Origin of the sequence: Hymenobacter rigui, assembly GCF_003944715.1 — a bacterium.
Classification (GTDB): domain Bacteria; phylum Bacteroidota; class Bacteroidia; order Cytophagales; family Hymenobacteraceae; genus Hymenobacter; species Hymenobacter rigui.
Genome location: NZ_RWIT01000016.1, coordinates 1 through 25,406 on the forward strand (window position 1 = coordinate 1; position 25,406 = coordinate 25,406).

A 25,406-nucleotide genomic window follows, 5' to 3' on the forward strand; every position below is an offset into this window, starting at 1 on the left:
CTGCCGGGCTCCGGGCTCAGTCAGCGCCTGCGCCACGCGCTGGCGCAAATCCATCGAATACGCTTGCATATACCTGCTTACGTACGCTAGGCGACGGCAGCTACACCGTTCATGAATCCGCTATAGTAAACGGCATCTTGCAGCCTGCGTCATTCCAGATACAGGATTTTCCATCAGATAGCATCTATCAGCTTCAGGTGATACAACCGAAAAAGGCTGCAAAGCTTTTTGGCCCGAATACTTGGAATGGAGTTGTCATTATTACTACACCCCGTGCCAGCGTAACCACCAGAAAACAGAGAAGGCCGGTCAACTGACCGGCCTTCTCTGTTTTGTAAGCTGCTACACATCTACCCTTTCGGGCTGAGCACCACGTACGGGATAATGCATTCCTCCAGGGAAATACCGCCGTGCTGGAACGTGTCCTTATAGTAGTTCACGTAGTAGTTGTAGTTGTTGGGGTAGGCGAAAAAGTAGTCGCCCACGGTGAATACGTAGGCGGTGCTCACGTTTTCGCGGGGCAGGAAGATGCGCTCCGGCTTGCGCACGGTGTACACGTCGCGGGAGTCATCGAAGCCCAGGTTCTTGCCGTGCTTGTAGCGCAGGTTGGTGTTCGTGTTCCGGTCGCCCACAATCTTGTAGGGCCGCTTCACCCGGATGGTGCCGTGGTCGGTGGTGATGATGAGCTTGCCCTTGCGCTCCGAAATCTGCTGGAGCATCTCGTACAGCGGCGAGTGCAGGAACCACGATTTGGTGATGCTGCGGTACGCCGACTCATCGGCCGCCAGCTCCCGGATCATGGCCATGTCGGTGCGGGCGTGGCTGAGCATGTCCACGAAGTTGTAGACGATGACGTTGCACTTGTAGTTGTTGTGCAGGTTGGCCATTTTGCCCAGCAGGTCTTTGCCGGCCTGCAGGTTGGTGACCTTGTTGTAGCTGAACTTGTGCTTCTGGTTGGCCTTCTGGAACATGATTTCCATGAACTCGGCCTCGTGCATGTTCTTGCCTTCGTCGTCGTCGTCCCACACCCACAGGTTGGGATACTTCTTCTGGATTTCGCCCGGCATCATGCCCGAGAAGATGGCATTGCGCGCGTAAGCCGTGGTGGTGGGCAGAATAGAATAGTAGGTTTCCTCCGAATCAACGGTGAACAGCTCGGCAATGATAGGCTCGAGTACCTTCCACTGGTCGTAGCGCAGGTTGTCGATGAGCAGGAAGTACACGGGCGTGTCGCCGGTATCCTTCAGCATCGGGAACACACGCTCCTTAAACAGCTGGTGCGACATGAGCGGGGCATCTTCGTCGCCGTTCACCCAGTCTTCGTAGTTCTCCGTGATAAAGCGGCCGAAATACGTGTTGGCCTCGTCCTTCTGCATGTTGAAGACTTCGGCCATGCTCTTGCCCTCCGTCTCGTTGATTTCCAGCTCCCAGTACACCAGCTTCTTGTACACATCAGCCCACTCCGAGGCCGACAGCCGGTCGGAGAGCTGCATGCCCAGCTGGCGGAAGTCGCGCTGGTAGCCGCTGTTGGTAGCTTCGCTGACGAGGCGCTTGTTGTCGAGCACCTTTTTCACCGACAGCAGAATCTGGTTCGGGTTGACGGGCTTGATGAGGTAGTCGGCAATTTTGGCCCCGATGGCCGATTCCATGATGTGCTCTTCCTCGCTCTTGGTAATCATGACCACGGGCACGGTGGGGCGCACGGCTTTGATTTCGGTGAGGGTTTCCAGGCCGGTCAGGCCGGGCATGTTCTCATCCAGAAATACGATGTCGTAGGTCTTTTCCTGAATTTCCTCAATGGCATCGGCCCCGGAGTTTACGCCGGTTACCTCGTAGCCTTTGTCTTTGAGAAACAGAATGTGGGGCTTCAGCAGGTCGATTTCATCATCGGCCCAGAGTATGCTGTATTGTTGCATAGGGGGAACTTGGGGTGTAGCACCGGGCACTACCCGGCGCGTCATTAAACGCACTTCACGAAATACAGATACCAGTTCCTGCGCAGTAGCTGCAAGTAGTGGCTGCAAAATGCAACTGAAGTTTCGTAAGTAGCTTTACTCCCAATCCGTAGTTTTTGATTTAAAAAATTCGCGCCGTCCTATACTTCGCCCCAACTCGGCGGTAAAGTAGCCGAAAAATGTCGACTTCACCGGGCGTTGATCCGGCCCTTAATCGGGGCGAACTGGTGTAGTAACAACACAGAACCTACTTTCCCGTTCCTTTTCGCTGGGTTTTGGCTGGTTTCCAGGCCCCGGTTTCTCTCCTTCTCATGAATAAAAAGAAAATCTTCAACGACCCGGTGTATGGCTTTGTCACCATCCCCACGGAGCTGTTGTTTGACCTGATTGAGCACACCTATTTCCAGCGCCTGCGCCGGATTCAGCAGCTGGGCCTCACCATGTTTGTGTACCCGGGGGCGCTGCACACGCGCTTTCACCACGCCCTGGGGGCCATGCACCTGATGACGCTGGCTTTGCGCACGCTCAAGGACAAAGGCGTGAAGATTTCGGCCAAGGAAGGTGAGGCCGCCATGGCGGCCATTCTGCTGCACGACATCGGCCACGGCCCCCTCTCCCACGCCCTGGAGCGCAGCATTTTTGATGATGTGCACCATGAAGCCATCAGTCTGCACCTCATGCGGAAGCTCAACGCCCAGTTTGGCGGAGCCCTCGATCTGGCAATTGCCATCTTTGAAGGCACCTACGACCGGCCGTTTTTCCACCAGCTGGTAAGCAGCCAGCTGGATATGGACCGGCTGGATTACCTGAACCGGGACTCGTTTTATACCGGCGTGCAGGAAGGCCGCCCCGGCGCCGACCGGCTGATTAAGATGCTGACGGTAGTGGACGAAAAACTGGTGTTGGAAGAAAAAGCGGTGTACAGCATTGAGAATTTTCTGGTAAGCCGCCGGCTGATGTACTGGCAGGTGTACCTGCACAAAACCGTTACATCGGCCGAGCAGATGGTGATTCGGATTATGGAGCGGGCCCGGGATTTGGTGCGGGCGGGCGTGCAGGTGCCAGCCTCCCCCAACCTGCACTTTTTCCTCTCGCGCAACGTCACGCAGCAGGAGTTCGAAAACGACGACCAGATTCTGCGCCGCTTCACCCGCCTCGACGATACCGACGTGTGGGGCGCAGTGAAGCTCTGGGCCGACCACCCCGACAAGGTGCTCAACTACCTGGCTCAAAGCCTGCTCGATAGGCACCTGTTCAAAATCACGCTCCAGACCGAGCCATTCGACGAGGAGTTTCAGCTGGGCATCGTGGACCTGATTGCCGAGCATTTCCGCCTGCCCCACGCCGATGCCGCCCAGCTCATGCTCACCGGCCGCATCAGCAACAACGCCTACGACATCGGCGGGCAGGACCCGATTGACGTGCTCACCAAAAGCGGCCGGGTAGTCAATGTGGCCGAAGCCTCCGACTTGCCCAACATCCGGGCCATCAGCCAGCGCGTGGAAAAGCACTACATCTGCTACCCGAAGGAGATTCTGTAAGCAGTGCTTAGTGCTTGGTGCTTAGTGCCTAGTTTGTTCGGCCAGACCTCCTTGCCCGATTCTAAGCACTAAGCACTAAGCACCAACCCCTATTATTTTCTACTTTTGCCCGATGGAATTTACCGTAGGCCAGATAGCAGAAGTGCTGCGCGGAGCAGTTGAAGGCGACGCCACTCAGCGCATTGACCGACTTGCCAAGATTGAAGAGGGCCAGGCCGGCTCCCTGTCGTTTCTGGCCAACCTCAAGTACGAGCACCACCTCTACACCACTGGGGCCACGGCCGTGATTGTGAGTCGCACCCTGGAGCTGCGCCAGCCCACTACAGCGGCCCTCATCCGGGTAGATGACCCCTATACCAGCTTCACCACGCTGCTGGAATTCTACCAGCAGGCCACGCGCACCGGCAAGCGCGGCGTGGAGGAGCCAGCCTACATGGCCGCCAGCGCCCGCATCGGCGAGAACCACTACCGCGGGGCCTTTTCCTACATCGGTGAGAACTGCGAAATTGGGCAGGACGTGGTGATTTTCCCCCACGTGTTCATCGGCGACCGGGTGAAGATTGGCGACGGCACCATTCTCTACGCCGGGGCTAAAATCTACGCCGAAACCGTCATCGGCAACCGCTGCACCATTCACGCCGGGGCCGTTATCGGCTCCGATGGCTTCGGCTTCGCGCCCCAGCCCGACGGCTCCTACCGCACCATTCCGCAGATTGGCAACGTGGTACTGCAGGACAACGTGAGCATCGGGGCCAACGCCACCATCGACTGCGCCACCATGGGCTCCACCGTCATCCGCGAGGGAGCCAAGATTGACAACCTCGTGCAGATTGCCCACAACGTAGAAATTGGCCGCCACACAGTAGTAGCGGCCCAGACGGGCATTTCGGGCTCCACCAAAATCGGTGACTTCTGCGTGCTGGCCGGCCAGACGGGCATTGCCGGCCACCTGAGCCTGGCCAACCGCACTACCGTTACGGCCCAGTCGGGCGTGGGCAAATCCATCAAGGAAGAAGGCATTCTGCTGCAGGGCTCCCCCGCCTTCCAGCTGCGCGACAGTCTGCGCGCCAACGCCATCTTCCGCCACCTGCCCGACCTGGAGCGCCGCCTTACTCAGCTGGAGCGTGCCCAAAGCGCAACGGAAAAGCCCTAGCTTTGCAGTCTATTTGAGTTGTCAGTTGCCAGTTGCCAGTTGTCAGGCCATCCTGTTTTCCCCCGATGACCTGACAACTGGCAACTGGCAACTGGCAACTGACAACTCAGAAAATGAACGACAAGCAACATACCATCAAGGCCCCCGTGACTGTGAGCGGCATCGGCCTGCACACGGGCGTACAGGCCACCATGACGTTTTGCCCGGCCCCTATCAACCACGGCTACAAGTTTCAGCGCGTGGATTTGCCCGGCCAGCCCATCGTGGATGCCGACGTGGACAACGTAGTGGACCTTTCCCGCGGCACCACCATCGAGCAGAACGGTGCCCGCATCAACACGGTGGAGCACACGCTGGCGGCCCTGGTAGGCTTGCAGATTGATAACGTGCTGATTCAGCTCGATGGCCCCGAGCCGCCCATCATGGACGGCAGCAGCTACGAGTTCATCAAACCTTTGATGGAAGCGGGCCTGGAGGAGCAGAACGCGCTGCGCAACTACTTTGAGATTCCCGACGAAATCCGCTACGTGGACAACGCCCGGGCCGTGGAAATTGCCGGCCTGCCGCTGAACTCCTACCGCCTCACGGTGATGGTGGACTACAACTCGCCGGTGCTGGGCTCCCAGCACGCCTCCCTCACCCACATCGACCAGTTCACCTCCGAAATTGCATCGTCGCGCACGTTCTGCTTTCTGCACGAGCTGGAGGCCCTCTACAAATCAAACCTCATCAAAGGCGGTGATTTGAGCAACGCCATTGTGGTGGTTGACCGCGTGGTGAGCGACGAGGAGCTGGACGAGCTGGCCACCATGCTGGGCAAGCCCAAGGTGGCCGTGAAGAAAGAAGGCATCCTCAACAACGTGGACCTGCGCTACAAGAACGAGCCCGCCCGCCACAAACTCCTCGATTTGGTAGGCGACCTGGCCCTGGTAGGCCGCCCGCTGAAGGGTCAGATTCTGGCCGCCCGGCCTGGCCACGCGGCCAACGTGGCATTTGCCAAGCGCATCAAGAAGAAGATGATGGAGGCCCACACCAGCCCGGTGCCGGTGTACGACCCCGCCCGCGAGCCGGTGATGGACATCAACAAGATTGCCGCCACCCTGCCCCACCGCTACCCCTTCCTGCTCATCGACAAAATCATCCATCTGGATGAAACCACGGTGACGGGCGTGAAAAACGTGACCTTCAACGAGCAGTTTTTCACCGGCCACTTCCCCGGCAACCCCGTGATGCCCGGCGTGTTGCAGATTGAGGCCATGGCCCAGACCGGCGGCATTCTGGTACTGAACACCGTGCCCGACCCCGAAAACTACTGGACGTATTTCCTGGGCATCGAAAACTGTCGCTTCCGGCGGATGGTTAAACCCGGCGACACGATTCTGTTCAAATGCGAGCTGACGGCCCCCATCAAGCGCGGCATCGCCAAAATGAGCGGAAAAGCCTTCGTCAACGGCAAAGTGGTCATGGAAGCCGAAATGTCGGCCAGCATCGTGAAAAAGAATTAAAAATTAAAAATGAAGAATTAAAAATGGCTCTTAATCAACTCGTTAAGCCCCATTTGCTTCAGCTTTTAATTCTTAATTTTTAATTTTTAATTGAAAAGAATGAACCAGCCGCTCGCCTATATTCACCCCGAAGCCAAGATTGCCCAGAACGTGGTAGTGGAACCCTTCACCACCATCGACAAGGATGTGGAAATCGGGGAAGGCACCTGGATTGGGCCCAACGTTACCATCATGGCGGGGGCGCGCATTGGCAAAAACTGCAAGATTTTCCCGGGGGCCGTTATTGCGGCCCAGCCCCAAGACCTGAAGTTTGCCGGCGAGAAAACCACCGTGCACATCGGCGACAACACCGTAATCCGGGAGTGCGTGACGGTGAACCGCGGTACCGTGGACAAGCTCAAAACCGTTATTGGGGCCAATTGCCTGCTGATGGCTTACGTGCACGTGGCCCACGACTGTGTAATTGGCGACAACTGCATTCTGGCCAACACGGTGCAGGTGGCGGGCCACGTGGAAATCGGGGATTACGCCATTGTGGGCGGGTCGTCGGCCATCCACCAGTTCGTGCACATCGGGGCCCACGCCATGATTTCGGGCGGCTCTCTGATCCGCAAGGATGTGCCGCCCTTCGTGAAGGCCGGCCGCGAGCCGCTCACCTACGTGGGTATTAACAGCATCGGGCTGCGCCGCCGCGGGTTCTCCGACCAGAAGATTGCCGAAATTCAGCAGCTCTACCGTCTGCTGTTCCTGAGCGGCCTTAACAACGCCGCCGCCCTCGACCAGATTGAGCTGGAGCTGGCCCCTTCCCCGGAGCGCGACGAGGTGGTGAACTTCATCCGCAACTCCGGCCGCGGCGTTATCAAAGGCTACTCCCGCGGCACCAGCGGCGGCGGGGAATAGGTTGTAGAAACAAGATTTTCAGAGCTTAGAGCTTGGCTTACGTTCTGCACAACGTGCACCAGAACATGAGCTAAGCTCTAAGCTCTTCTTTCTAAGCTCTAAAAAATGCAGATTACCGCCACGGGCCTGAGCAAGCGGTTTGCCCGGGAATGGATTTTCCGGGACCTGACGCACACGTTTCGGGCGGGTACAGCCACGGCCATTCTGGGGCCCAACGGTGCGGGCAAAAGCACGCTGCTCAACACACTGTCGGGCCAGCTGCTGCCCACGGCGGGTACCCTGGTGTACGAGCTGCAGGGGCAGGCTGTTGCCGTTGAGGATGTGCCCGCTCGCCTAGCTTACGCCGCGCCCTACCTGGAGCTGATTGAGGAGCTGACCCTCACCGAGCTGATCCGGTTTCATACCCGCTTTAAGCCGCTGCGGCCGGGCCTCTCGGCCGAGGAGCTGATTACGCTGATGTACCTGGAGAAATCCCGCCACAAGCTGGTGCGCGACTTTTCCAGCGGCATGAAGCAGCGACTCAAGCTGGCCCTGGCCCTCTACGCCGACGCCCCCCTGCTACTGCTCGACGAGCCCACCACCAACCTCGACCGGACCGGCGTGGCCTGGTACCTGGAGCACGTGCGCGCCACCCTGGCCGGTCGCACGGTGCTAGTATCCAGCAACGTGCCCGAGGAGTACGACTTCTGCACCGAGCAGCTCAACATTACCGATTTCGGGGCCCGCGCGGCCCGGTAGCCGGATTTTGCAGTGAACTGCGTATTTTTAGTTTGCACCGGACCTAAAAACGGCCGTTGACAATCAGCCTGCTGGCTCAGAATACCGGGCTGGCGGCTTCTTCTCCGGCAGATGCTGCAACCTTTGGAAGCCTCCGGTACGTATCTTCGCAGCCGAAACGCAGCCCCGCTTTCACCTCGAATTTTTCACTCTTTACCGCCCCTAGCAAGGCCATGAGACAACACGACGACCTCGACGACGACCTCTTCGATGACGATGAGCTAGATAACTTTGCCGCTACCGGCGGCAGTGCTACCCGTGGCAACTCCGAAGACCAGCTTTCGGCCAAGTACGCCGATTACCTGATGTGGCGCGACACCGGCTCCTCGCACGATGAGGCCCTGGACCTGGCCAACATGACGGAAGACGAGTACGCCACCGCCGAAGCCACCGAAGACCCCGACGGCAGCAACGGCTTCAGCTCCCTCGACGACCTCGACGACGACGACTTCTCCGACGACGACACCGACGAGTACGGCAGCAGCGGCAGCTCCCGCAACAGCCGCCGCAACTCCGACTACGACGACTACTAATGCTTAATGTGGTGAATGTGACTGGAATGTGAGCAATGTGCGAAATGCATATTGCTCACATTCCTTCACAGGCACCCACCAAAAAGGCCCGTCTTCCTGCCGGAAAACGGGCCTTTTTGGTGTAAGCAATAGCGCGAACTTTGTAGTTCGCGTCCCCGCACCGTTTGAACGATTATCATTCTGGGGCGCGGACTACACAGTTTGCACTACTATCGTGCTTATTTACGGCCGAAGACGCGGCGCAGGATTTCGGTGGTGCGGGCAACGGGGTTTTCGCGGATGTTGGCCTCCTCTTGGGCCACCAGCGTGAACAGGCCGTCGATGGCTTTGCCGGTGGCGTACTGGTTGAGGTCGGTCTGCACGGGCGTTACCAGCGGAATGCGGTTGTAGCGGGTGGTCAGGTCGGTGTAGTAGCGGGTGGCTCCTACTTTATCGAGGCTCTGCTGGATGATGGGCCGGAAGGCCGTGGTGAGCTGCTCGGTGGTGGTGCGCTTGAGGTAGTTGGTGGCGGCGTCCTTCTCTCCGGTCAGGATGCCCCATACGTCCTTAAAGGTGAGACTTTTGATGGCCGCCAGAAAGATGGGTTTGGCGCTCTTGGCCGCATCCTCCGCGCCCCGGTTCAGCGTCAGCTCAAACCGGTCTACCTGGCTGCCCAGCCCGATGGAGCGCAACGTGTTGGCCACGCGCTGGGCATCGGCGGGGAATGGAATCCGGATCAGCCGGTTCAGGTAGAAGCCGTCCTGCTTGGAAGCCTGGTCGGTACCTTTGCTGACGCCCTGCGAGAGCGCCTCGCGCAGGCCCTGAGCGGCCTCCTGCTGCGTGAGGCTGCCGGTGCCGGTACTGCCGGTTGGGGAGGTAGTGGTTTTGGGCAGGGTGGTTTTGAGAATATCCCCCAGCTTCGGGAACTTCACCTGCGCGGCGGCAGAAAGCTGCAGCCCCAGCAGCACAACGGGCAACGCGAAAAAACGGCGGTAGTTCATAGCAGAAGGAATGAGCGGCAAAGGTACTGCCGGCACTTTTGCAGAAACCGGACCACTTTTGAGAGAGTGGAAAGTCAAAGAGGGAAGTGAAAGCGGCGCTGTCATCCTGAGCGGAGCGAAGGACCTTATTACTCAAGAACGAGTAGTTCAAACAGCCATTTCAACGTGATAAGGTCCTTCGCTCCGCTCAGGATGACAGGCGAAACTTTGAGCTTTACATCCTCCTCAACCTACTTCCCGCCGAAAACGCGCTTGAGCAGGGCGCTGCCCTGGGCGGCGGGGTTGGCGCGGATGCGGCCTTCCTCGGCGGCCATGAGGGCGAACAGGCCATCCACGGTTTTTTCGGTGGCGTAGGGTACCAGTTGGGGGTTGAGGGGCGTGACGAGCGGAATCTTGTTGTAGCGGGCTACCATTTCGGCGTAGAGCTTGGTGGCTCCGGTTTGCTCCAACGACTGCTGCACCGTGGGCTGGAAGGCCGTGCGCAGGTCGGCGGCGGTTTTCTCGTAGAGCAGCGTGGTAGCTGCGTCCGACTCCTTACTGGTGGCCAGCGTGAGGGCATCCTGCAGGCTCAGGTTCTGCACCGCGTTCAGGAAGATGGGCTTGGCTTGGCCGGCGGCCGTTTCGGCGGCACGGTTCAGGGCCACTTCAAAATTATCGACCAATGCCCCGGCCCGCAGCTTGCGCAGCGTGGCGGCCACCAGCTCGGCCTCGGGCGGGAACGGAATGCGGATGTCGGCGTTGGCGTTGAAGCCGTCGGTTTCGCCGCCCTGGGCCACGGCTTTGGTAACGGCCTGGGTGAGGGCCTCGCGCAGGCCGCCGGTGGCTTCATCGGCCGTGAGAGGCACGACTACGGGCGCTATTACTTTGGTAGCGGCGGTGGCTTTGGTGGTAGTCGTGGTCTTTTTGACAGGCGTCGTTTTCTTGACCGGGGTGGTTTTCTTGGTGGTCGTAGTGGTCTTTTTCGTGGTAGTTTTGGTTTGGGCGGCGGCTAGCTGGGCGGTGGCCAGCGTGAGCGTGAGGCCCAGCGCGAGGGTACGGAGGGGAGTCATACGGAAAAAATCAGGTAAACCCAGACGCCAGTGTGGCGTTGTTAGCGGGCGAGGTGCCAATATTGCGCCAAATCCGCTACTCTACCTAACCTTCTCCCCATGCCCCTCATTCCCGACGTTGAAATCATGACTATTGGCGACGAGCTGCTCTACGGGCAAGTCATCGACACCAATTCGGCCTTTATGGGCCAGGAGCTGGGCAAACTGGGCCTGCGCGTGCGCCAGATTACCAGCGTCTCCGACCGGGCCGACGAAATTGTAGCCGCCCTCGACCTGGCCCGGCAGCGCGCCCAGGTGGTGCTGATGACCGGCGGCCTCGGCCCCACCAAGGACGACCTCACCAAGCACGTGCTGGCCCGCTACTTCGGCACCGAGCTGGTACTGCACGAGCCCACCCTGCGCCATGTGGAAGGCATCTTTGCCCGCTTCAACCGGCCCATGCTGGAAGTAAACCGCCAGCAGGCCCTGGTGCCGGCCAACTGCACAGTGCTGCACAACGCCTTGGGCACCGCCCCCGGCATGTGGTTCGAGGACCAGGGCACCGTGTTCGTGAGCATGCCCGGCGTACCGTTTGAGATGAAAGGGCTGATGACCGACGAGGTGCTGCCCCGCCTGCGCCAGCACTTCCAGACGCCCGCCATTGAGCACGTAGTGGTGCAGACGGTGGGCCTAGGCGAATCGTTCCTGGCCCAGCGCATTGAGGACTGGGAAAACCGCCTGCCCGCTAACGTGAAGCTAGCATACCTGCCCTCTTTGGGCGGCGTGCGCCTGCGCCTGACCGGCCACGACGACGGCCAGCCCGACCTGCGCGCCCGCATAGAAGCCCTGCTGCCCGAGCTACGCACCTTGCTCGGCGAGCATATCTTCGCCGAGGGCGAAATCAACCTGGAAACGGCCGTGGGCAACCTGCTGGCCGAGCGGGGCCTCACGGTGGGCACCGCCGAAAGCTGCACCGGCGGCCTGCTGGCCCACCGCCTCACCAGCGTGCCCGGGAGCTCCCGCTACTACCAGGGCAGCATCATTGCCTACTCCAACGACATCAAGATGCAGGAGCTGGGCGTGAAGGCCGAAACGCTGGCCGCCCACGGGGCCGTGAGCGAGCCGGCCGTGGCCGAAATGGCTGAGGGCCTGCGCCGCCGCCTGGGCGTGGATGTGGCCCTGGCCACCAGCGGTATTGCCGGCCCCGACGGCGGCACCGACGCCAAGCCCGTGGGCACCATCTGCATTGCCTACGCCGACGCCCGCCACACCGTCACCCGCCAGATCAGCTTCAATCGTGGCCGCCAGCTCAACCTGGAGTACACCACCACCGCCGCGCTGAACCTGCTGCGGCTCGAAGTGGAGCGGTTGGAAGTCAAAGAGCAAAAGTAAAAGGTCAAAGCCCTGCCGATTGGAAGTCTAAGTAAAAAACCAGCATCCTGCTGGCTGTAGGTCTTTTCAAAATGTGCTGACCACAAGGCTTCTGACAGCTTTATAGGTCGTCATGCAGAGCGGAGCGAAGCATCTCGCGTGCTGACCCAAGGAATGGCATGCCAACGGCAGTAGGCCAAATGCTTCGCTCTGCTCTACATGACGTGTTGTTGGTTTACTACCTGCACCATGCAGGATGCCCGGCAGGGCTTTGACTTTTTACTTTTTCTCTTTGACTTTATCCCCTATCCACCTCATTCACCATTTCACTTACCTTTGGGCTCCGAAACCCACCCCCACCCTTTTCCCTAAACTACCCCAACCGCATGGCACGAGTGGAAATGACGATGCCCAAGATGGGCGAATCCATCATGGAAGGCACCGTTCTGAAATGGCTCAAACAAGTAGGCGACACCATCGACCAGGACGAGTCGGTGCTGGAAGTAGCCACCGATAAGGTGGATACCGAGGTGCCAGCCCTGCACGCCGGCGTACTCCAGGAAATCCTGGTGCAGGAAGGCCAGGTAGTAGCCGTGGGGGCCCCCATTGCCGTAATTGAAACCGACGCGGCCAGCGCCGGCACCACCGCCCCGGCCGCTGCCGCCGAGGCTCCTGCGCCTTCCGTCAACGGCGCCGAGAAGCCTGCCGTGCCTTACCTGCCCGAAGCCCACGACCCGCAGGCCAACGCCGCCCAGGCCGTAACCGCCCAGCCCCAGGCCGGCCGTTTCTACTCGCCCCTGGTGCTGAGCATTGCCCGCGAAGAAGGCATTTCGATGGCCGACCTGGAGTACCTGCCCGGCACTGGCAGCGAAGGCCGCGTTACCAAAAAAGACATCCTCGATTACGTAGCCGCCGGCAAGAAGCCGCTGACCCAGGCCGCCGCACCCGCTGCTGCGGCCCCGGTTGCAGCTGCCCCCGCTGCCCCGGCTCCGGTAGCTGCGCCGGCTGCTCCAGCTCCGGCTGCTGCCCCGGTTGCCGCCGCCAGCACGTCGCAAACGGCCAAAGCCGTGCCTTCTATCAGCGGCAACCAGGAGTTGCTGGAAATGGACCGCATGCGCAAGATGATTGCCCAGCGCATGGTGGACAGCAAGCGGATTTCGCCCCACGTTACCTCCTTCGTGGAGGCCGACGTGACGGACATCGTGAACTGGCGCAACAAGCACAAGGATGCCTACAAGAAGCGCGAGGGCGAAAATCTCACCTTCACGCCCATCTTCATCCAGGCCATTGCCCGCGCCATTCAGGACTTCCCGATGATCAACGTGTCCATTGAGGGCGACTACATCATCAAGAAGCGCGACATCAACGTGGGCGTGGCCGTGGCCCTACCCTCCGGCAACCTCATCGTGCCCGTGATTCACAACGCCGACCAGCTGAATCTGAACGGCCTGAGCAAGAAGGTAAACGACCTGGCCAACCGGGCCCGCGCCAACAAGCTCAAGCCCGAGGACTTGGAAGGCGGCACCTACACCGTGTCCAACGTGGGCTCGTTCGGCAACGTGATGGGCACGCCCATCATCATGCAGCCGCAAGTGGCCATTATGGCCGTGGGTGCCATCAAGAAGAAGCCCGCCGTCATCGAAACCCCGCAGGGTGACCTGATTGGCGTGCGCCACTTCATGTTCCTGAGCCACAGCTACGACCACCGCGTGGTGGATGGCTCGCTCGGCGGAATGTTCGTGCGCCGCGTGGCCGACTACCTCGAGCAGTTCGACCCCAATACCAGCATCTAGAGCTTAGTGCTTAGTGCTTAGTGCTTAGTGCTTAGTGCTTAGTGCTTAGTGCTTAGTGCTTAGTGCTTAGTGCTTAGAGTGTATGCAAAAGGCCCCGCCGTGGTTACGTGGCGGGGCCTTTTTGCGGCGCGAAGCCGTACTTTTGCCCGGTGGCCGGGTTTTGTTTGCTGGCTTGCTGTTGATTTTTTCTTCCCGTTATGAATAAAACTCTGCCTTTGGTAGCCCTGCTCATTGCCCTGGGCCTGATTCTGTTCCTGTACCAGCGCCTGCGCACCACGGAGGCCGCCCTGGAAATGGCCCAGCGCCGCTTCTCCGACTGCGAGCAGGTAAACTTCCAGCTCCAGAACCAGCTCACCCAGGCCACCCGCGGCCGCGCCGTGCCTGATAGCCTGAAAGTAGGCCGGTAGGCAATACTCTCAAAGCACATTACCCGCAGCCATCCGGCTTTCACGCAGCCCCCGACTTTCCCCCTACACAAAAAGCCCCTGACGTACGAATACGTCAGGGGCTTTTCGTTGGCTTGAGGCTTTGTGCTGTGCAAAGGAAGGATTGCTTCGGCTCTGCCTCGCAATGACCATTTCACTGCCTAGGGCCGGCCGCCGCTGGGGCCTTGGGCGGGCGTAGCACCGGCACCGTTGCCACCGTCGCCGCCTTCTTTCAGGTCGTCGTTGTTGATGGAGCGTTTGCGCTTGGGCTGGGCCATGCTCATTTTGCCGATGCGGTAGCTCAGGTTCACGCGGAAGCCCGAGCGGCGCAGCACATTCACGCTGTACTGGTCGAGCACCGGGGTACTGATGGAGCTGCGAATTTTGTTGGTAGGCGTGAAGAAGTTATCGGCCCCGAAGCCGATGCTGCCTTTCTTATCGGCAAAGTCCTTCTTCAGGCCCAGGCTGTACACCCCGAAGCCGCCCTGGTAGCCCTGCAGCTGCACCTGCCGGCCGCGGTAGAAGCTGAACGCCTGCACGCCCCAGCCCTTGGTGAAGGTGTAACCGCCCATCAGACGGCCGCTGGCTACCCAGCCCTGGTTGCTGGCCGCGTACAGCACGTCGGATACGTTGTTATTCAGGGTAGCGTAGTACACATCCAGGCCGCCGCCCAGCGTGAGCTTGTTCTGGATGTTCACGTTGGCATTCACGCTGCCGCCGTAGGCGTTTTCGGTGCCGATGTTGGCGTACGTAGTCCGGATGAGGGCCCCGTCCTGGGTGCGCACCGGCTGGATGGAGCCATTGGTGTTGCGCGCAAACGTGGAGAAGTTCAGCGAGGTCTGCTTGATGAAGGTGCTGTAGCCCAGCTCAAAGTTGTTGGTGTACTCGGGCTTCAGCTCGGGGTTACCCTCCGTGTACTGCAGCTGGTTGCCCGACTGCCGGTTGGGGTTCAGGAACTGCAGCGAGGGGCGCTGAATCCGGTAGTTGTAAGCGGCTTTGAGCACGTTGCCGTTGGCCAGCTTGCGTGAGAGGTTCACGCTGGGCACCAGCACCCCGTACGACGGAATGGAGGGCGCATTCTCGGTGCGGAAGTCGGCCGAGATGGTGGTGTACTCGTAGCGCGCCCCGGCTTTCAGGGTGTAGCTTTTGAGGAAGCTCTGGGTGTACGAGAGGTAGGCCGCCGCAATGTTCTGGTTGTAGTCGAACACGTTAGAAAGCGTGGTGCCGGTCTGCCGCTGCCCGTTCAGGAAGGTGGTGTAGTCGCTGTTGACGCGGCGCATGATGTCCTTGGCCCCGAACTCCAGCAGTTGGGTTTTGCTCAGGGGCGTCTGATAATCGGCCTGCAGCGTGATTTCCTGGTTGTAGCTGTCGTTGAGGTTGCGGCGGTAGTCGCCGGCGTTTTCCCCGCTCAGGGTGGTGTTGGTGAAGTTGTTGGTGCGGGTGTTGCGGCTGTACTGGGCCAGCAGGCTGAACTCACGCTGGGGCGTCTCGAAGGTGCGGGTGTAGTTGAGCGTGGCATCCAGGGTGTTCGAGTTGTCGAGCACCTTCACATTGCTGATGCGGTTGGTGAGCGAGTCGCCCAGCACCGGCCGGAAAAACGTGGTCTGCGAGGCCAGGTCGTCCTGATAGTTGGAGCCGTTGCGCAGGCCCAGCTGCACCGAGGCCGAGAGGAAGTTATACTTGTTGATGTCGTAGTCCCAGCCCAGCGAGTAGCGCCCGAACACGTTCTGCTGGCGCGTATCGGCCGACTGCACGGTGCGCGTGAGCAGCTGGCGGTTGGCAATATCGTTGCCGGTGATGCCGTAGGTACTCTGCTCGTTACGGAACGAGCCGGGCGTATTGTACTGGGCCCGGCCGCCGCCGCCCAGCGAGAAACCCATCTTGCCTACCCGGTACGAAGCATTCAGGCCCAAATCGGAGCTGCGCAGGCCTGCGCTGCTGCGCAAATCCAGCGTAAAGCCCTGCAGGTTGTTCTGCTTGGTCACAATGTTGATGATACCGCCCGAGCCTTCGGCGTCGTACTTGGCCGAGGGCGAGGTAATCACCTCCACGGTCTTGATCTGGTCGGCCGGAATCTGCTTCAGCGCGTCGGCAATACTGTTGGCCGAGATGGTGCTGGGGCGGTTGTTGATGAGCACCCGGATGTTCTGGCTGCCGCGCAGACTCACGTTGCCGTCGAGGTCCACCGAGAGGTTGGGCACGCGCTTAAGCACGTCGGTGGCGTCGCCGCCGCGGGTGGTTTCGTCCTTCTCGGCGTTGTACACGGTACGGTCCACCTTCTCCTCCACCAAACTGCGCTGGCCTTCCACCCGCACCTCACCCAGCGCCTGCGCCGACGATTCCAGGGCCACGGTGCCCAGGGCCACGGTGTTGCCGGCATCGGTAATCACCACACCGGTTTTCTCCACCTGCTTGTAGCCGATGAAGGTAACCTGCACGGTGTAGGTGCCCGGCCCAATGCGCGGAATGGTGAATTTACCGTTGTCATCAGCGGCGGTGCCATCCACGGGCTTGCCGGTGGCAGGGTTCACCAGGGCCACCGTGGCGAAGGGTACGGGCTGCTTGGACGTAGCGTCGGTGACGGTACCGGTAATGCGGCCCGTTCCTTCCTGCGGAGCTATGGCCGCCCCGCCGGCCCCGGCCGGTCGGGTTGCGCCAGCCGGACGCGCGGCCCCGTTGGGAGGCATACCGCCGGGCATTTGGGCTAGCACCGCGTGGCTGCCGGAAAGGAGAAGAATCGGAAGGAATAATTTTTTCATGTGCGAGAGGGGAAGCGTCTATCAGCCGGCCAGCTACTGGTCCGCAGGGACCAATAAGCCGTGTATCGATGCAAACCTATATTCTGCGGCTTCACCCCCGAAACGAAGCCGACCAATTGGCTGATTTCTGCGGCGGAGCCCGAAGAAAGGTCGAGCGAATACTGAGTAACCGCAGCCACAGACGCAAGTTTGCCCCTGAGGTGGCACCAACGCCCGAATATTTATCAGGTTTCCAGCCCGCCGGAAACGCAGAACGCCCCTCTGGCTACCGGAGGGGCGTTCTGTCGTAGCGCGCAGCTCCGCTTCGCGCACGAGCCGCAGGCGAGTTCCTACGCGTAAGCACTACACGCCTGTTACTCGCTCCGCTCGTGCGCGAAGCGGAGCTGCGCGCTACTGGTGCTAGGCCTTCACGCCCAGCAACAGCAGCATAAAGGCAAATTGCCGAGCCGTATCGTGGATGGATTTGAAGCGGCCCGAAGCCCCGCCGTGGCCGGCGGCCATGTCGGTGTGGAGCAGCAGCAGGTTCTGGTCGGTTTTCACGGTGCGCAGCTTGGCTACCCACTTGGCCGGCTCGAAGTACTGCACCTGCGAGTCGTGCAGGCCGGTGGTCACAAGCATGTTCGGGTAGGCCTGGGCTTTCACTTGGTCGTAGGGCGAGTACGAGAGCATGTAGTCGTAGAACTCCTTCTGGTTAGGGTTGCCCCATTCGTCGTACTCGCCGGTGGTCAGCGGGATGCTTTCGTCGAGCATGGTGGTCACCACGTCCACGAAGGGCACGGCCGCCACTACGCCCTTGTAGTATTCGGGGTGGTTGTTTACCACCGCGCCCATCAGCAGGCCGCCGGCCGAGCCGCCCATGGCAAACAGCTTATCGGCGGAGGTGAATTTCTGGTCGATAAGGAATTTGGAGCAGTCGGTGAAGTCGGTGAAGGTATTTTTCTTCTTGAGCTTCTTGCCGTTCTCGTACCACTGCCGGCCCATTTCCTGCCCGCCCCGAATGTGGCAGATGACGTAGGCGAAGCCCCGATCCAGCAAGCTCAGGCGGGCGGCGCTGAAGGTGGCATCCATGGAGTAGCCGTAGGAGCCGTAGGCGTACTGCAGCAGCGGGGCCGAGCCGTCCTTCTTGAAGCCCTTCTTGTACACGATGGACATCGGGATTTTGGTACCGTCGGTGGCGGTGGCGTACACCCGCTCGGTCACGTAATCCTCCTTCTTGAAGCTTCCGAGCACGGTTTGCTCCTTCAGCAGCTTTTTGCTGCGGGCGTTCATGTCGTAGTCGAAGGTGGAGTTGGGCGTGGTGAGCGAGGAGTAGCCGTAGCGCAGCACGGGCGTATCAAACTCGGGGTTGATGCTGATGGCGGCCGTGTAGGTGGGCTCCCCGAAGTTGAGGTAGTGCTCCTGCTTGTCCTTCCACCGAATCACGCGCAGCTGCAGCAGGCCCTCCTTCCGCTCGCCCAGCACCAGGTAGTCCTTGAACAGCTCCATGTTTTCCAGGAACACGTCGGGGCGGTGGGCAATAACCTCCTGCCAGGCCGTTTTGGCGGTGTTCTTCACCGGCGTTTTCAGCAGCCGGAAGTTGGGCGCCCCGGCGTTGGACAGCACGTAGAAGTCGTTACCAAAGTGCTCCACCTCGTACAGATGGTCAGCCTCGCGGGGCAGAAACACCTGCAGCGCCGCCGTGGGCTTGGCGGCCTCCACGTACCGCACCTCCGACGACATGGTGCTGCCAATGGTCAGGAACACGTACTGCCGCGACTTGGAGCGGTGCACCCCGATGCGGAAGGTGTTGTCCTTCTCCTCGTACACCAGCTGATCCTGGCTGGGGTCGGTACCCAGGGTGTGGCGGTAAAGCTGGTAGTCCAGCAGCGTACCGGGGTCCTTGCGGGTGTAGAAGACGGTTTTGTTGTCGGCGGCCCACACGGCGTTGCCGCTGGTGTTCGGAATCTGCTCGGGGTAGAGCTGGCCGGTTTGCAGGTTGCGGAAGCGCAGCGTGTAGAGGCGGCGGCTCACCACATCCTCGGAGTAAGCCAGCACCTGGTTGTCGTCGCTCACCTCGAAGCCCCCGATCTGGTAGTAGGCCTTGCCCTTGCCCAGTTCGTTGGCGTTGAGCAGAATTTCCTCCTTGGCGCTCAGGCTGCCCTTTTTGCGGCAGTAAATCGGGTACTCGGCTCCGGCCTCGAAGCGGGTGTAGTAGTAGTACCCATTATCCCGGTACGGCACCGACTCGTCCTGCTCCTTGATGCGGCCCTTGATTTCTTGGAACAGCTTTTCCTCCAGCCCCTTCACCGGGGCCATTTGCTGCTCGAAATAAGCGTTTTCAGCGTTCAGGTAGCTGATGACTTCGGGGTTCTCGCGCTCATTGAGCCAGTAGTAGTTGTCGAGGCGGGTGCCGAAGGGCGACTTGAGTTCTTTGGGCTTGAGAGCCGCAACGGGAGGTTTGGGCATAGTGGCAGTAGTGCTTTGGGCGAAAACCACGCCGCTGAGCAGCAGGCCCGCGCCCGTGAGCCAGGTGTATAAGGAATTCATAGCGCAACAAGTCAACCAGGGAAAAGGATGCGCTAAAGAAACGGGGAATTTGTGAAGGGCGGCGGCAGAGGCCGTAAAAACGGCAGAGTGGTTCGGTAAGCCAGACTAGAGCTAAAAAGCTAGTTCCCCTCCTTGGAAAGGAGGGGCTAGGGGTGGTTGACCTTGCGTTGGAACGGCGTTTAGAATTAGCTCTAAAATCGTTCTGACGCTCATCATCCACCCCTGGCCCCTCCTTTCCAAGGAGGGGAACCAGCTTTTAGTTTGGCAATTACTGCGCGCTACAGCGCCGCCAGGCTTTGCTCCAGGGCCGTGATTTTGGCTTCGGCATCGGCCAGCTTCTGCCGCTCGCGCTCCACCAGGTCGGGCTTGGCATTGGCCACGAACTTCTCGTTGGCCAGCTTTTTCAGCACCGAGTCGCGGAAGCCCTGGGCGTATTCCAGCTCCTTGGTCAGGCGCTCCTTCTCGGCCCCGAGGTCAATCTGACCTTCCAGCGGCACGAAGAACTCCGCGCCGCCCGCCACGAAGCCCACCGAGGCCGCCGGCGCTTCCGTCACTACCGATACCTCGGTGAGGGCGGCCAGCTTGCGGATGATGCCGTCGTAATCGGTCAGCAGCTGGGCGTCGTCGGTTTTGGCAGCCAGGGTCAGGGGCTTGTTGGGGCCCAGGCCCTTCTGGTTGCGGATGGTGCGCACGCCGCCCACAATGGCCAGCGCCTTTTCCATGCGGGCCAGCACCTCGGCGGCACCCGCTACGGGCTGGGCCTTGGGCCAGGCAGCCACGCACACGTACTCCTTGGGGCCGCGCTCCTTCAGCTCGTGCCAGATTTCCTCGGTGATGAAGGGCATGAACGGGTGCAGCAGCTTGAGCAGGGTTTCGAGGAAACCGGTGGTCAGGCGCAGCGTTTCTGGGTCGATGGGAGCCTGGTAGGCGGGTTTGATCATCTCCAGATACTCCGAGCAGAAGTCGTCCCACACCAGCTTGTACACCGTCATCAGCGCGTCCGACATCCGGAACTTCTCGAAGTGCTCGTCCAGCTCGGCAATGGTGGCGTTCAACTTGGCTCCGAACCACTCCACGGCCTTCTCGTTGGGGAAGGGCAATGCGGCATCCACCTCCCAGCCCTGGGTGAGACGGAAGGCGTTCCAGAGCTTGTTGCTGAAGTTGCGGCCCTGCTCCACCAGCTTTTCGTCGTAGAGCAAGTCGTTGCCGGCCGGGGCCGAGAACAGCATGCCGGTCCGGACGCCGTCGGCCCCGAACTGCTTGATGAGGTCCAGCGGATCGGGCGAGTTGCCGAGCTGCTTGCTCATCTTGCGGCCCTGGGCGTCGCGCACGATGCCGGTGAGGTACACGTTGCGGAAGGGCACCTCCTTGCGGTACTCCAGACCGGCCATAATCATGCGGGCCACCCAGAAGAACAGGATGTCCGGCCCCGTCACCAGGTCGTTGGTGGGGTAGAAATAGTTGACGTCGGCGTTGTCGGGGTCTTTGAACCCATCAAACACCGAAATCGGCCACAGCCACGACGAGAACCAGGTATCCAGCACGTCCTCGTCCTGGCGCAGATCCGAGAGCTGCAGGTCAGCGTTGCCGCTTTGCTCGCGGGCCTGGATCAGGGCCTCCTCGGCGGTGAGGGCCACCACGTAGGTGCCGTCGGGCAGGTAGTAGGCCGGAATCTGCTGGCCCCACCACAGCTGCCGCGAAATGCACCAGTCGCGCACGTTCTCCATCCACACCCGGTAGGTGTTCTTGAACTTGGCCGGGTGCAGCTTCACGGTATCGTTTTCCACCACGTCCAGGGCCGGCTTGGCCAGGTGCTCCATTTTCAGGAACCACTGCATGCTCAGGCGGGGCTCAATGACGGCCTTGGTGCGCTCCGAGGTCTGCACGATGCTGGCGTACTCCTCCACCTTCACCAGGTGGCCGGCTTCCTCCAGGTCCTTCACGATGTTGCGGCGGGCCGCAAACCGGTCCTGGCCCACGTACAGCACGGCTTTCTCATTGAGCGTGCCATCGTTATTGAGAATGTCGATAACGGGCAGGTTATGCTTCACGCCCAGCTCGTAGTCGTTCAAATCGTGCGCTGGCGTCACCTTCAGCGCACCTGTCCCGAAGTCGATGCTCACGTACTCGTCCAGAATCACTGGAATTTCCCGGCCCAACAGCGGAATCCGCACTTTCGCCCCGTGCAGGTGCGTATAGCGCGAGTCGTTAGGGTTCACCGCCACCGCCACGTCAGCCATGATGGTTTCGGGCCGCGACGTAGCCACGGTCAGGAACTGACCCTCCTGCCCTACCACTTCATAGCGCAAATGGTACATCTTGGCCATCACGTCCTTAGGAATCACTTCCTCGTCGGAAAGGGCCGTCTGGCCCAGCGGGTCCCAGTTCACCATGCGCACGCCGCGGTAGATCATGCCCTTCTGGTGCAGGTCCACGAATACGCGCAGCACGGCCTCGGTCAGCTCGGGCTCCATCGTGAAGCGCGTCCGGTCCCAGTCGCAGGAAGCGCCCAGTTGCTTGAGCTGCTCTAGGATGATGCCGCCGTACTTCTCCTTCCACGCAAAGGCGTGCTCCAGAAACTGCTCCCGCGTGAGGTCCTTCTTCTCGATGCCCTGCTCCTTCAGCAGCGCCACCACCTTGGCTTCGGTGGCAATGGAGGCGTGGTCGGTGCCGGGCACCCAGCACGCTTCCTTACCCTGCATGCGGGCCCGGCGCACCATCACGTCCTGAATGGTATTGTTGAGCATGTGGCCCATGTGCAGCACACCCGTCACGTTGGGCGGCGGAATCACCACGGTGTAAGGCTGCTTGCGGGGGTTGGCTTTGGCTTTGAAGAAGCCCTGCTCCTGCCAGCGCTGGTACCATTTGGCTTCAACGTCGGCGGGGGTATAGGTTTTGGCGATGGACATCGGCGGGAAAGTCTATTCAGATACGGGCGCAAAAGTAGGCAATTCGGGCGGGGGCCGGAAATCGGGGGATACCGGAGCCAAGCAAAGCTTCCCATCGACGGAAAGGGGCCGATTAAGCTTGTTTTTAAGCCCCTCGGCGGGCCTTAACGGTTTCGTAATATCAGAAACGCTATTTTTGGAGCTTCAACCTCGACTATTGGCTTTACCAGCTTATCCGCTCCGCATCTATTGAAGTAGTTCTACCCGGTTTCACCTCTCCTAAAGTTGATGCGTGCGTATGGCTCTTTTTTCCTTCCGTAGATCATCTGCTGCCCCGGCTTCCGTTGCGGCCCAGGCACCGGTCCCTCCCGTTCCGGCCACGGCCACTTTCGCCGGCTCCATCCGGGTAGGCATGGGCCAGCTGCTGGTAGAAGGCGGCGAGCCGGAGCGCAACCTGGAGCGGGCCGAGCACATGATTGCCGAGGCCGCCGGCCAACAGTGCGACGTAGTGCTGCTGCCCGAAACCCTGGATTTTGCCTGGACGCACCCCAGCGCCCTCACCGAGGCCCAGCCCATTCCCGGCCCCTACTCCGACCGGCTCTGCCAGGCGGCCCTGCGCCACAACCTCTACCTCTGCGCCGGCCTCACCGAGCGCGCCCCCAATGGCCGCAACTACAACGCCGCCATTCTCATCAACCCCCAAGGCGAAATCATCTGCAAATACCACAAGATTAACCTGCTGGAAGTAGAGCTGCCCTTCTACGCCGTGGGCCAGACGCTGAACGTGGTGGACACACCGTTGGGCAAAATCGGGGTAAACATCTGCGCCGATAACTTCCTCGACGGCCTGCCCATCGGGCACACGCTGGCCCGCATGGGGGCCGAGTTCATCCTTTCCCCCTCGTCCTGGACGGTGGACTACTCCATTACGGAGGAGCACGACCCCTACCGCGAGAAGTGGATCAAGCCCTACTCCATTCTGGCCCAGCTCTATAACGTGTCGGTGGTGGGCACTACCTCCGTCGGGTACATTGTGGGTGGGCCCTACGAGGGCAAGAAGAGCGTGGGCTGCTCTTTGGCCGTGGACGCCAGCGGCATCCGGGCCCGGGGCACGTTCAACGAGTTTGCCGGCGACTTGGTAGTAGCCGACCTGCCCCGGCCCGTACGCCCCGAGCAGGGCACCCAGATCGGGCAGATGCTGCAGCGCAAGGGCTACCCGCTCGACCAGCTGCCGGCCTGATTCACCGACTTACCGGCCCCCTCCACCCCTAATTTAATCAGAGATTAATTCCAGAAGCTGACCTTCTTGACAGCTTCTGTTCCGCATACCATGACCGAACCTTACCAACAATGTACCCGCTGCATCATGGATACCACCGTTCCCGGTATCCGCTTTGATGCCGCGGGCGAGTGTAATTTCTGTGCCTTGCACGACAAGATGGACCGCGCCTTCCCGCTGGGGGAGGCCGGGGCACGCCACGTGCAGGAAATGGTGGCCGACATCAAGAAGCTGGGCCAGGGAAAAAAGTATGACTGCGTGCTGGGCGTGAGCGGCGGCCGGGACTCCTCATTTACACTCTGGTACTGCGTTGTGAAGCTGGGCCTGCGCCCCCTGGCTGTACACTTCAACGACGGCTTCGGCAACCCCGTGGCCGGCGAAAACATGACCAAGGCCTGCCGTAAGCTGGGCGTGGAAATGCGCACCATCACCTCCGACTGGCGCGAATCCAAGGACCTGAAAATTGCCTTCCTGAAAGCTTCCGTGCCCGATATGGAGGAAGGCACCGACGTGGGCATTGCCACCGCCCTGTACGGCGTGGCTGCCAAGGAAGGCATCCAGCGCATCGTCATCGGGCAGTCGTTCCGCACCGAGGGCATTGCCCCGCTGAGCTGGAACTACCTCGACGGCAAGTACCTGAAGGCCGTGCACAAGCAGTTCGGCACGGTGCCGCTGCGGCCCTGGAAGCCCGCCGACCCGGGCTTTCACCTGGATATTAAGGAAATGTTCTACTACGCCTTCATCCGCCGCATCAAAACCGTGACCCTGCTCTACCACGTGAACTACGTACGCGCCGACGTGGACCAACTACTGGAGCGGGAACTGGACTGGGTGAACCCGGGAGCCCACTACTTCGACGACCTGTACCAGAGCGTCATCTACTACCTCAACCGCACCAAGTTCAACATTGACCGGCGGCTGTTCAACTACTCGGCCCTGGTGCGCTCCGGCCAGATGCCGCGGGAAGTAGCCCTGGAACGGGTGCGGCACGTGAACAAGATTGAGGATCAGAAGGTCATCGACCTGTGCATCAAGCGCCTGGGCCTCACCCGCCAGGAATTCGATGGGATTGTGGCCGCACCACCCAAAACCTTCCGCGCCTACCCCAACAACTACGAGCTGATCCGGCTGCTGAAGTGGCCCATCAAGCTCCTGAGCCAGTTCCGCCTCATTCCCGAATCGGCCTACGATAAGTACTTTAACTGCGGCACCTAATGCTCCTGCCCTTCCCCGCCGACCCCGATGCCGCCGCCGACGACTCCCTGGAAGGCTTGGTACTGGCCGGCGGGTCGGCCACCGTTGAAAACCTGGTGGCGGCCTACAGCCGCGGTATTTTTCCGTGGCCGGTGCCAGGCTGGCCGGTGCTACCGTGGTTCTGCCCGCCCCGACGCGGTATTCTGCGGCTGGAGCGCCGGCACGTGGGCCGCACGCTGGCGCGGGTGCAGCGGCAATCCACTTGGCGCATCAGCTTCAATGAGGCGTTTGAGCAGGTGATGCGCGCCTGCCGGCAGCAGCCCCGCCCCGGCCAGGATGGCACCTGGATTACGCCTCAGCTGCTGCGCGGCTACAAGGCCCTGCACCAGGCCGGTTACGCCCACAGCGTGGAGGTATGGGACGGCCCGGAGCTGATTGGCGGCCTGTACGGCGTTTCGGTACGGGGCGTGTTTGCAGGCGAGAGTATGTTCCACTTCCGCCCCAACGCCTCCAAGCTGGCCCTGCTGGCCCTCACCGATACGTTGTTAGAGCAGGGCGCGCGCCTGCTCGATATCCAGCAGCTGACGCCCCACCTGGCCGCCCTCGGGGCCGAAGAAGTAAGCCGCCAGGAATTTCTGGCCTTACTATCCCAGGAGCAAGCCGCCGGCCGTACCCTCCGCTTTCCGGCCTGATGCGGCCACGCTCCGGTCCGATGGCGCAGCCGTCCGACCGGCTGGCTGCGTGCTGGCATATGAACAACGGAACCGCCCCGGGCCCGGACGACAACCGGTCGGACGGC

Annotated in this window: 18 protein-coding genes; 12 read left to right on the top strand and 6 right to left on the bottom strand. The window is 60.7% G+C overall.

Translation table 11 applies throughout. The features are described 5' to 3' along the window. Positions 1 to 350: 350 nt before the first annotated feature. The gene (gene porX, locus EI291_RS19320) at positions 351 to 1,916 is read right to left on the bottom strand and encodes a T9SS response regulator signal transducer PorX (RefSeq protein ID WP_125423930.1); all 1,566 of its coding nucleotides are present in this window, start codon (positions 1,914 to 1,916) and stop codon (positions 351 to 353) included. Positions 1,917 to 2,266: 350 nt separating this feature from the next. On the opposite strand from porX, the gene EI291_RS19325 reads away from it, so the two are divergent. The 6 genes from EI291_RS19325 to EI291_RS19350 all read left to right on the top strand — a co-directional run bounded on the left by EI291_RS19325 (position 2,267) and on the right by EI291_RS19350 (position 8,364). Further along, positions 2,267 to 3,496, top strand: a complete 1,230-nt coding sequence (locus EI291_RS19325; RefSeq protein ID WP_125423931.1) for an HD domain-containing protein — start codon at positions 2,267 to 2,269, stop codon at positions 3,494 to 3,496. A 112-nt stretch (positions 3,497 to 3,608) separates the two neighbouring features. Further along, positions 3,609 to 4,649 carry a UDP-3-O-(3-hydroxymyristoyl)glucosamine N-acyltransferase gene (gene lpxD / locus EI291_RS19330; RefSeq protein WP_125423932.1) on the top strand — a complete coding sequence of 347 codons (1,041 nt, stop codon included), beginning with the start codon at positions 3,609 to 3,611 and terminating at the stop codon, positions 4,647 to 4,649. A gap of 113 nt (positions 4,650 to 4,762) precedes the next feature. After that, positions 4,763 to 6,154, top strand: coding sequence for a bifunctional UDP-3-O-[3-hydroxymyristoyl] N-acetylglucosamine deacetylase/3-hydroxyacyl-ACP dehydratase (locus EI291_RS19335; RefSeq protein ID WP_125423933.1), 1,392 nt, complete (start codon positions 4,763 to 4,765; stop codon positions 6,152 to 6,154). A 99-nt stretch (positions 6,155 to 6,253) separates the two neighbouring features. Further along, positions 6,254 to 7,054, top strand: coding sequence for an acyl-ACP--UDP-N-acetylglucosamine O-acyltransferase (gene lpxA / locus EI291_RS19340; protein ID WP_125423934.1), 801 nt, complete (start codon positions 6,254 to 6,256; stop codon positions 7,052 to 7,054). 105 nt (positions 7,055 to 7,159) lie between these two features. Next, positions 7,160 to 7,792, top strand: a complete 633-nt coding sequence (locus tag EI291_RS19345; protein WP_125423935.1) for an ABC transporter ATP-binding protein — start codon at positions 7,160 to 7,162, stop codon at positions 7,790 to 7,792. A 212-nt stretch (positions 7,793 to 8,004) separates the two neighbouring features. Continuing rightward, on the top strand, positions 8,005 to 8,364 hold the full coding sequence (locus tag EI291_RS19350; RefSeq protein ID WP_125423936.1) for a hypothetical protein: 360 nt from the start codon (positions 8,005 to 8,007) through the stop codon (positions 8,362 to 8,364). 218 nt (positions 8,365 to 8,582) lie between these two features. Here the strand turns inward: EI291_RS19350 and EI291_RS19355 are convergent, their stop codons facing one another. Together EI291_RS19355 and EI291_RS19360 are read right to left on the bottom strand one after the other, a co-directional pair. Next, entirely contained in the window at positions 8,583 to 9,344 is a 762-nt protein-coding gene (locus tag EI291_RS19355; RefSeq protein ID WP_125423937.1) for a DUF4197 domain-containing protein, read from the bottom strand. A 230-nt stretch (positions 9,345 to 9,574) separates the two neighbouring features. Further along, entirely contained in the window at positions 9,575 to 10,393 is an 819-nt protein-coding gene (locus EI291_RS19360) for a DUF4197 domain-containing protein (protein ID WP_125423938.1), read from the bottom strand. 99 nt (positions 10,394 to 10,492) lie between these two features. Here EI291_RS19360 and EI291_RS19365 point away from each other — a divergent pair, with 99 nt between their 5' ends. The 3 genes from EI291_RS19365 to EI291_RS19375 all read left to right on the top strand — a co-directional run bounded on the left by EI291_RS19365 (position 10,493) and on the right by EI291_RS19375 (position 13,943). Continuing rightward, positions 10,493 to 11,764, top strand: a complete 1,272-nt coding sequence (locus tag EI291_RS19365; RefSeq protein WP_125423939.1) for a competence/damage-inducible protein A — start codon at positions 10,493 to 10,495, stop codon at positions 11,762 to 11,764. 365 nt (positions 11,765 to 12,129) lie between these two features. Further along, the gene (locus tag EI291_RS19370) at positions 12,130 to 13,536 is read left to right on the top strand and encodes a dihydrolipoamide acetyltransferase family protein (RefSeq protein ID WP_125423940.1); all 1,407 of its coding nucleotides are present in this window, start codon (positions 12,130 to 12,132) and stop codon (positions 13,534 to 13,536) included. 197 nt (positions 13,537 to 13,733) lie between these two features. Then, positions 13,734 to 13,943, top strand: a complete 210-nt coding sequence (locus tag EI291_RS19375) for a hypothetical protein (protein ID WP_125423941.1) — start codon at positions 13,734 to 13,736, stop codon at positions 13,941 to 13,943. Positions 13,944 to 14,122: 179 nt separating this feature from the next. Here the strand turns inward: EI291_RS19375 and EI291_RS19380 are convergent, their stop codons facing one another. From EI291_RS19380 to EI291_RS19390, 3 genes are all read right to left on the bottom strand, one after another. Next, on the bottom strand, positions 14,123 to 16,720 hold the full coding sequence (locus EI291_RS19380) for a TonB-dependent receptor domain-containing protein (protein ID WP_125423942.1): 2,598 nt from the start codon (positions 16,718 to 16,720) through the stop codon (positions 14,123 to 14,125). A gap of 399 nt (positions 16,721 to 17,119) precedes the next feature. After that, positions 17,120 to 19,165: a S9 family peptidase gene (locus EI291_RS19385; protein WP_125424012.1), complete on the bottom strand. Its 2,046-nt coding sequence runs from the start codon at positions 19,163 to 19,165 to the stop codon at positions 17,120 to 17,122. A 359-nt stretch (positions 19,166 to 19,524) separates the two neighbouring features. Next, positions 19,525 to 22,155 (bottom strand): valine--tRNA ligase, encoded by a 2,631-nt coding sequence (locus tag EI291_RS19390; RefSeq protein WP_125423943.1) that lies wholly within the window; start codon positions 22,153 to 22,155, stop codon positions 19,525 to 19,527. A gap of 277 nt (positions 22,156 to 22,432) precedes the next feature. On the opposite strand from EI291_RS19390, the gene EI291_RS19395 reads away from it, so the two are divergent. From EI291_RS19395 to aat, 3 genes are all read left to right on the top strand, one after another. Then, entirely contained in the window at positions 22,433 to 23,374 is a 942-nt protein-coding gene (locus EI291_RS19395; protein ID WP_125423944.1) for a carbon-nitrogen hydrolase family protein, read from the top strand. A gap of 90 nt (positions 23,375 to 23,464) precedes the next feature. Continuing rightward, positions 23,465 to 24,628 (top strand): N-acetyl sugar amidotransferase, encoded by a 1,164-nt coding sequence (locus EI291_RS19400; protein ID WP_125423945.1) that lies wholly within the window; start codon positions 23,465 to 23,467, stop codon positions 24,626 to 24,628. Then, on the top strand, positions 24,628 to 25,299 hold the full coding sequence (aat, locus tag EI291_RS19405; protein WP_125423946.1) for a leucyl/phenylalanyl-tRNA--protein transferase: 672 nt from the start codon (positions 24,628 to 24,630) through the stop codon (positions 25,297 to 25,299). Before EI291_RS19400 ends, aat begins: the two co-directional genes overlap by 1 nt. Positions 25,300 to 25,406 lie beyond the last annotated feature (107 nt).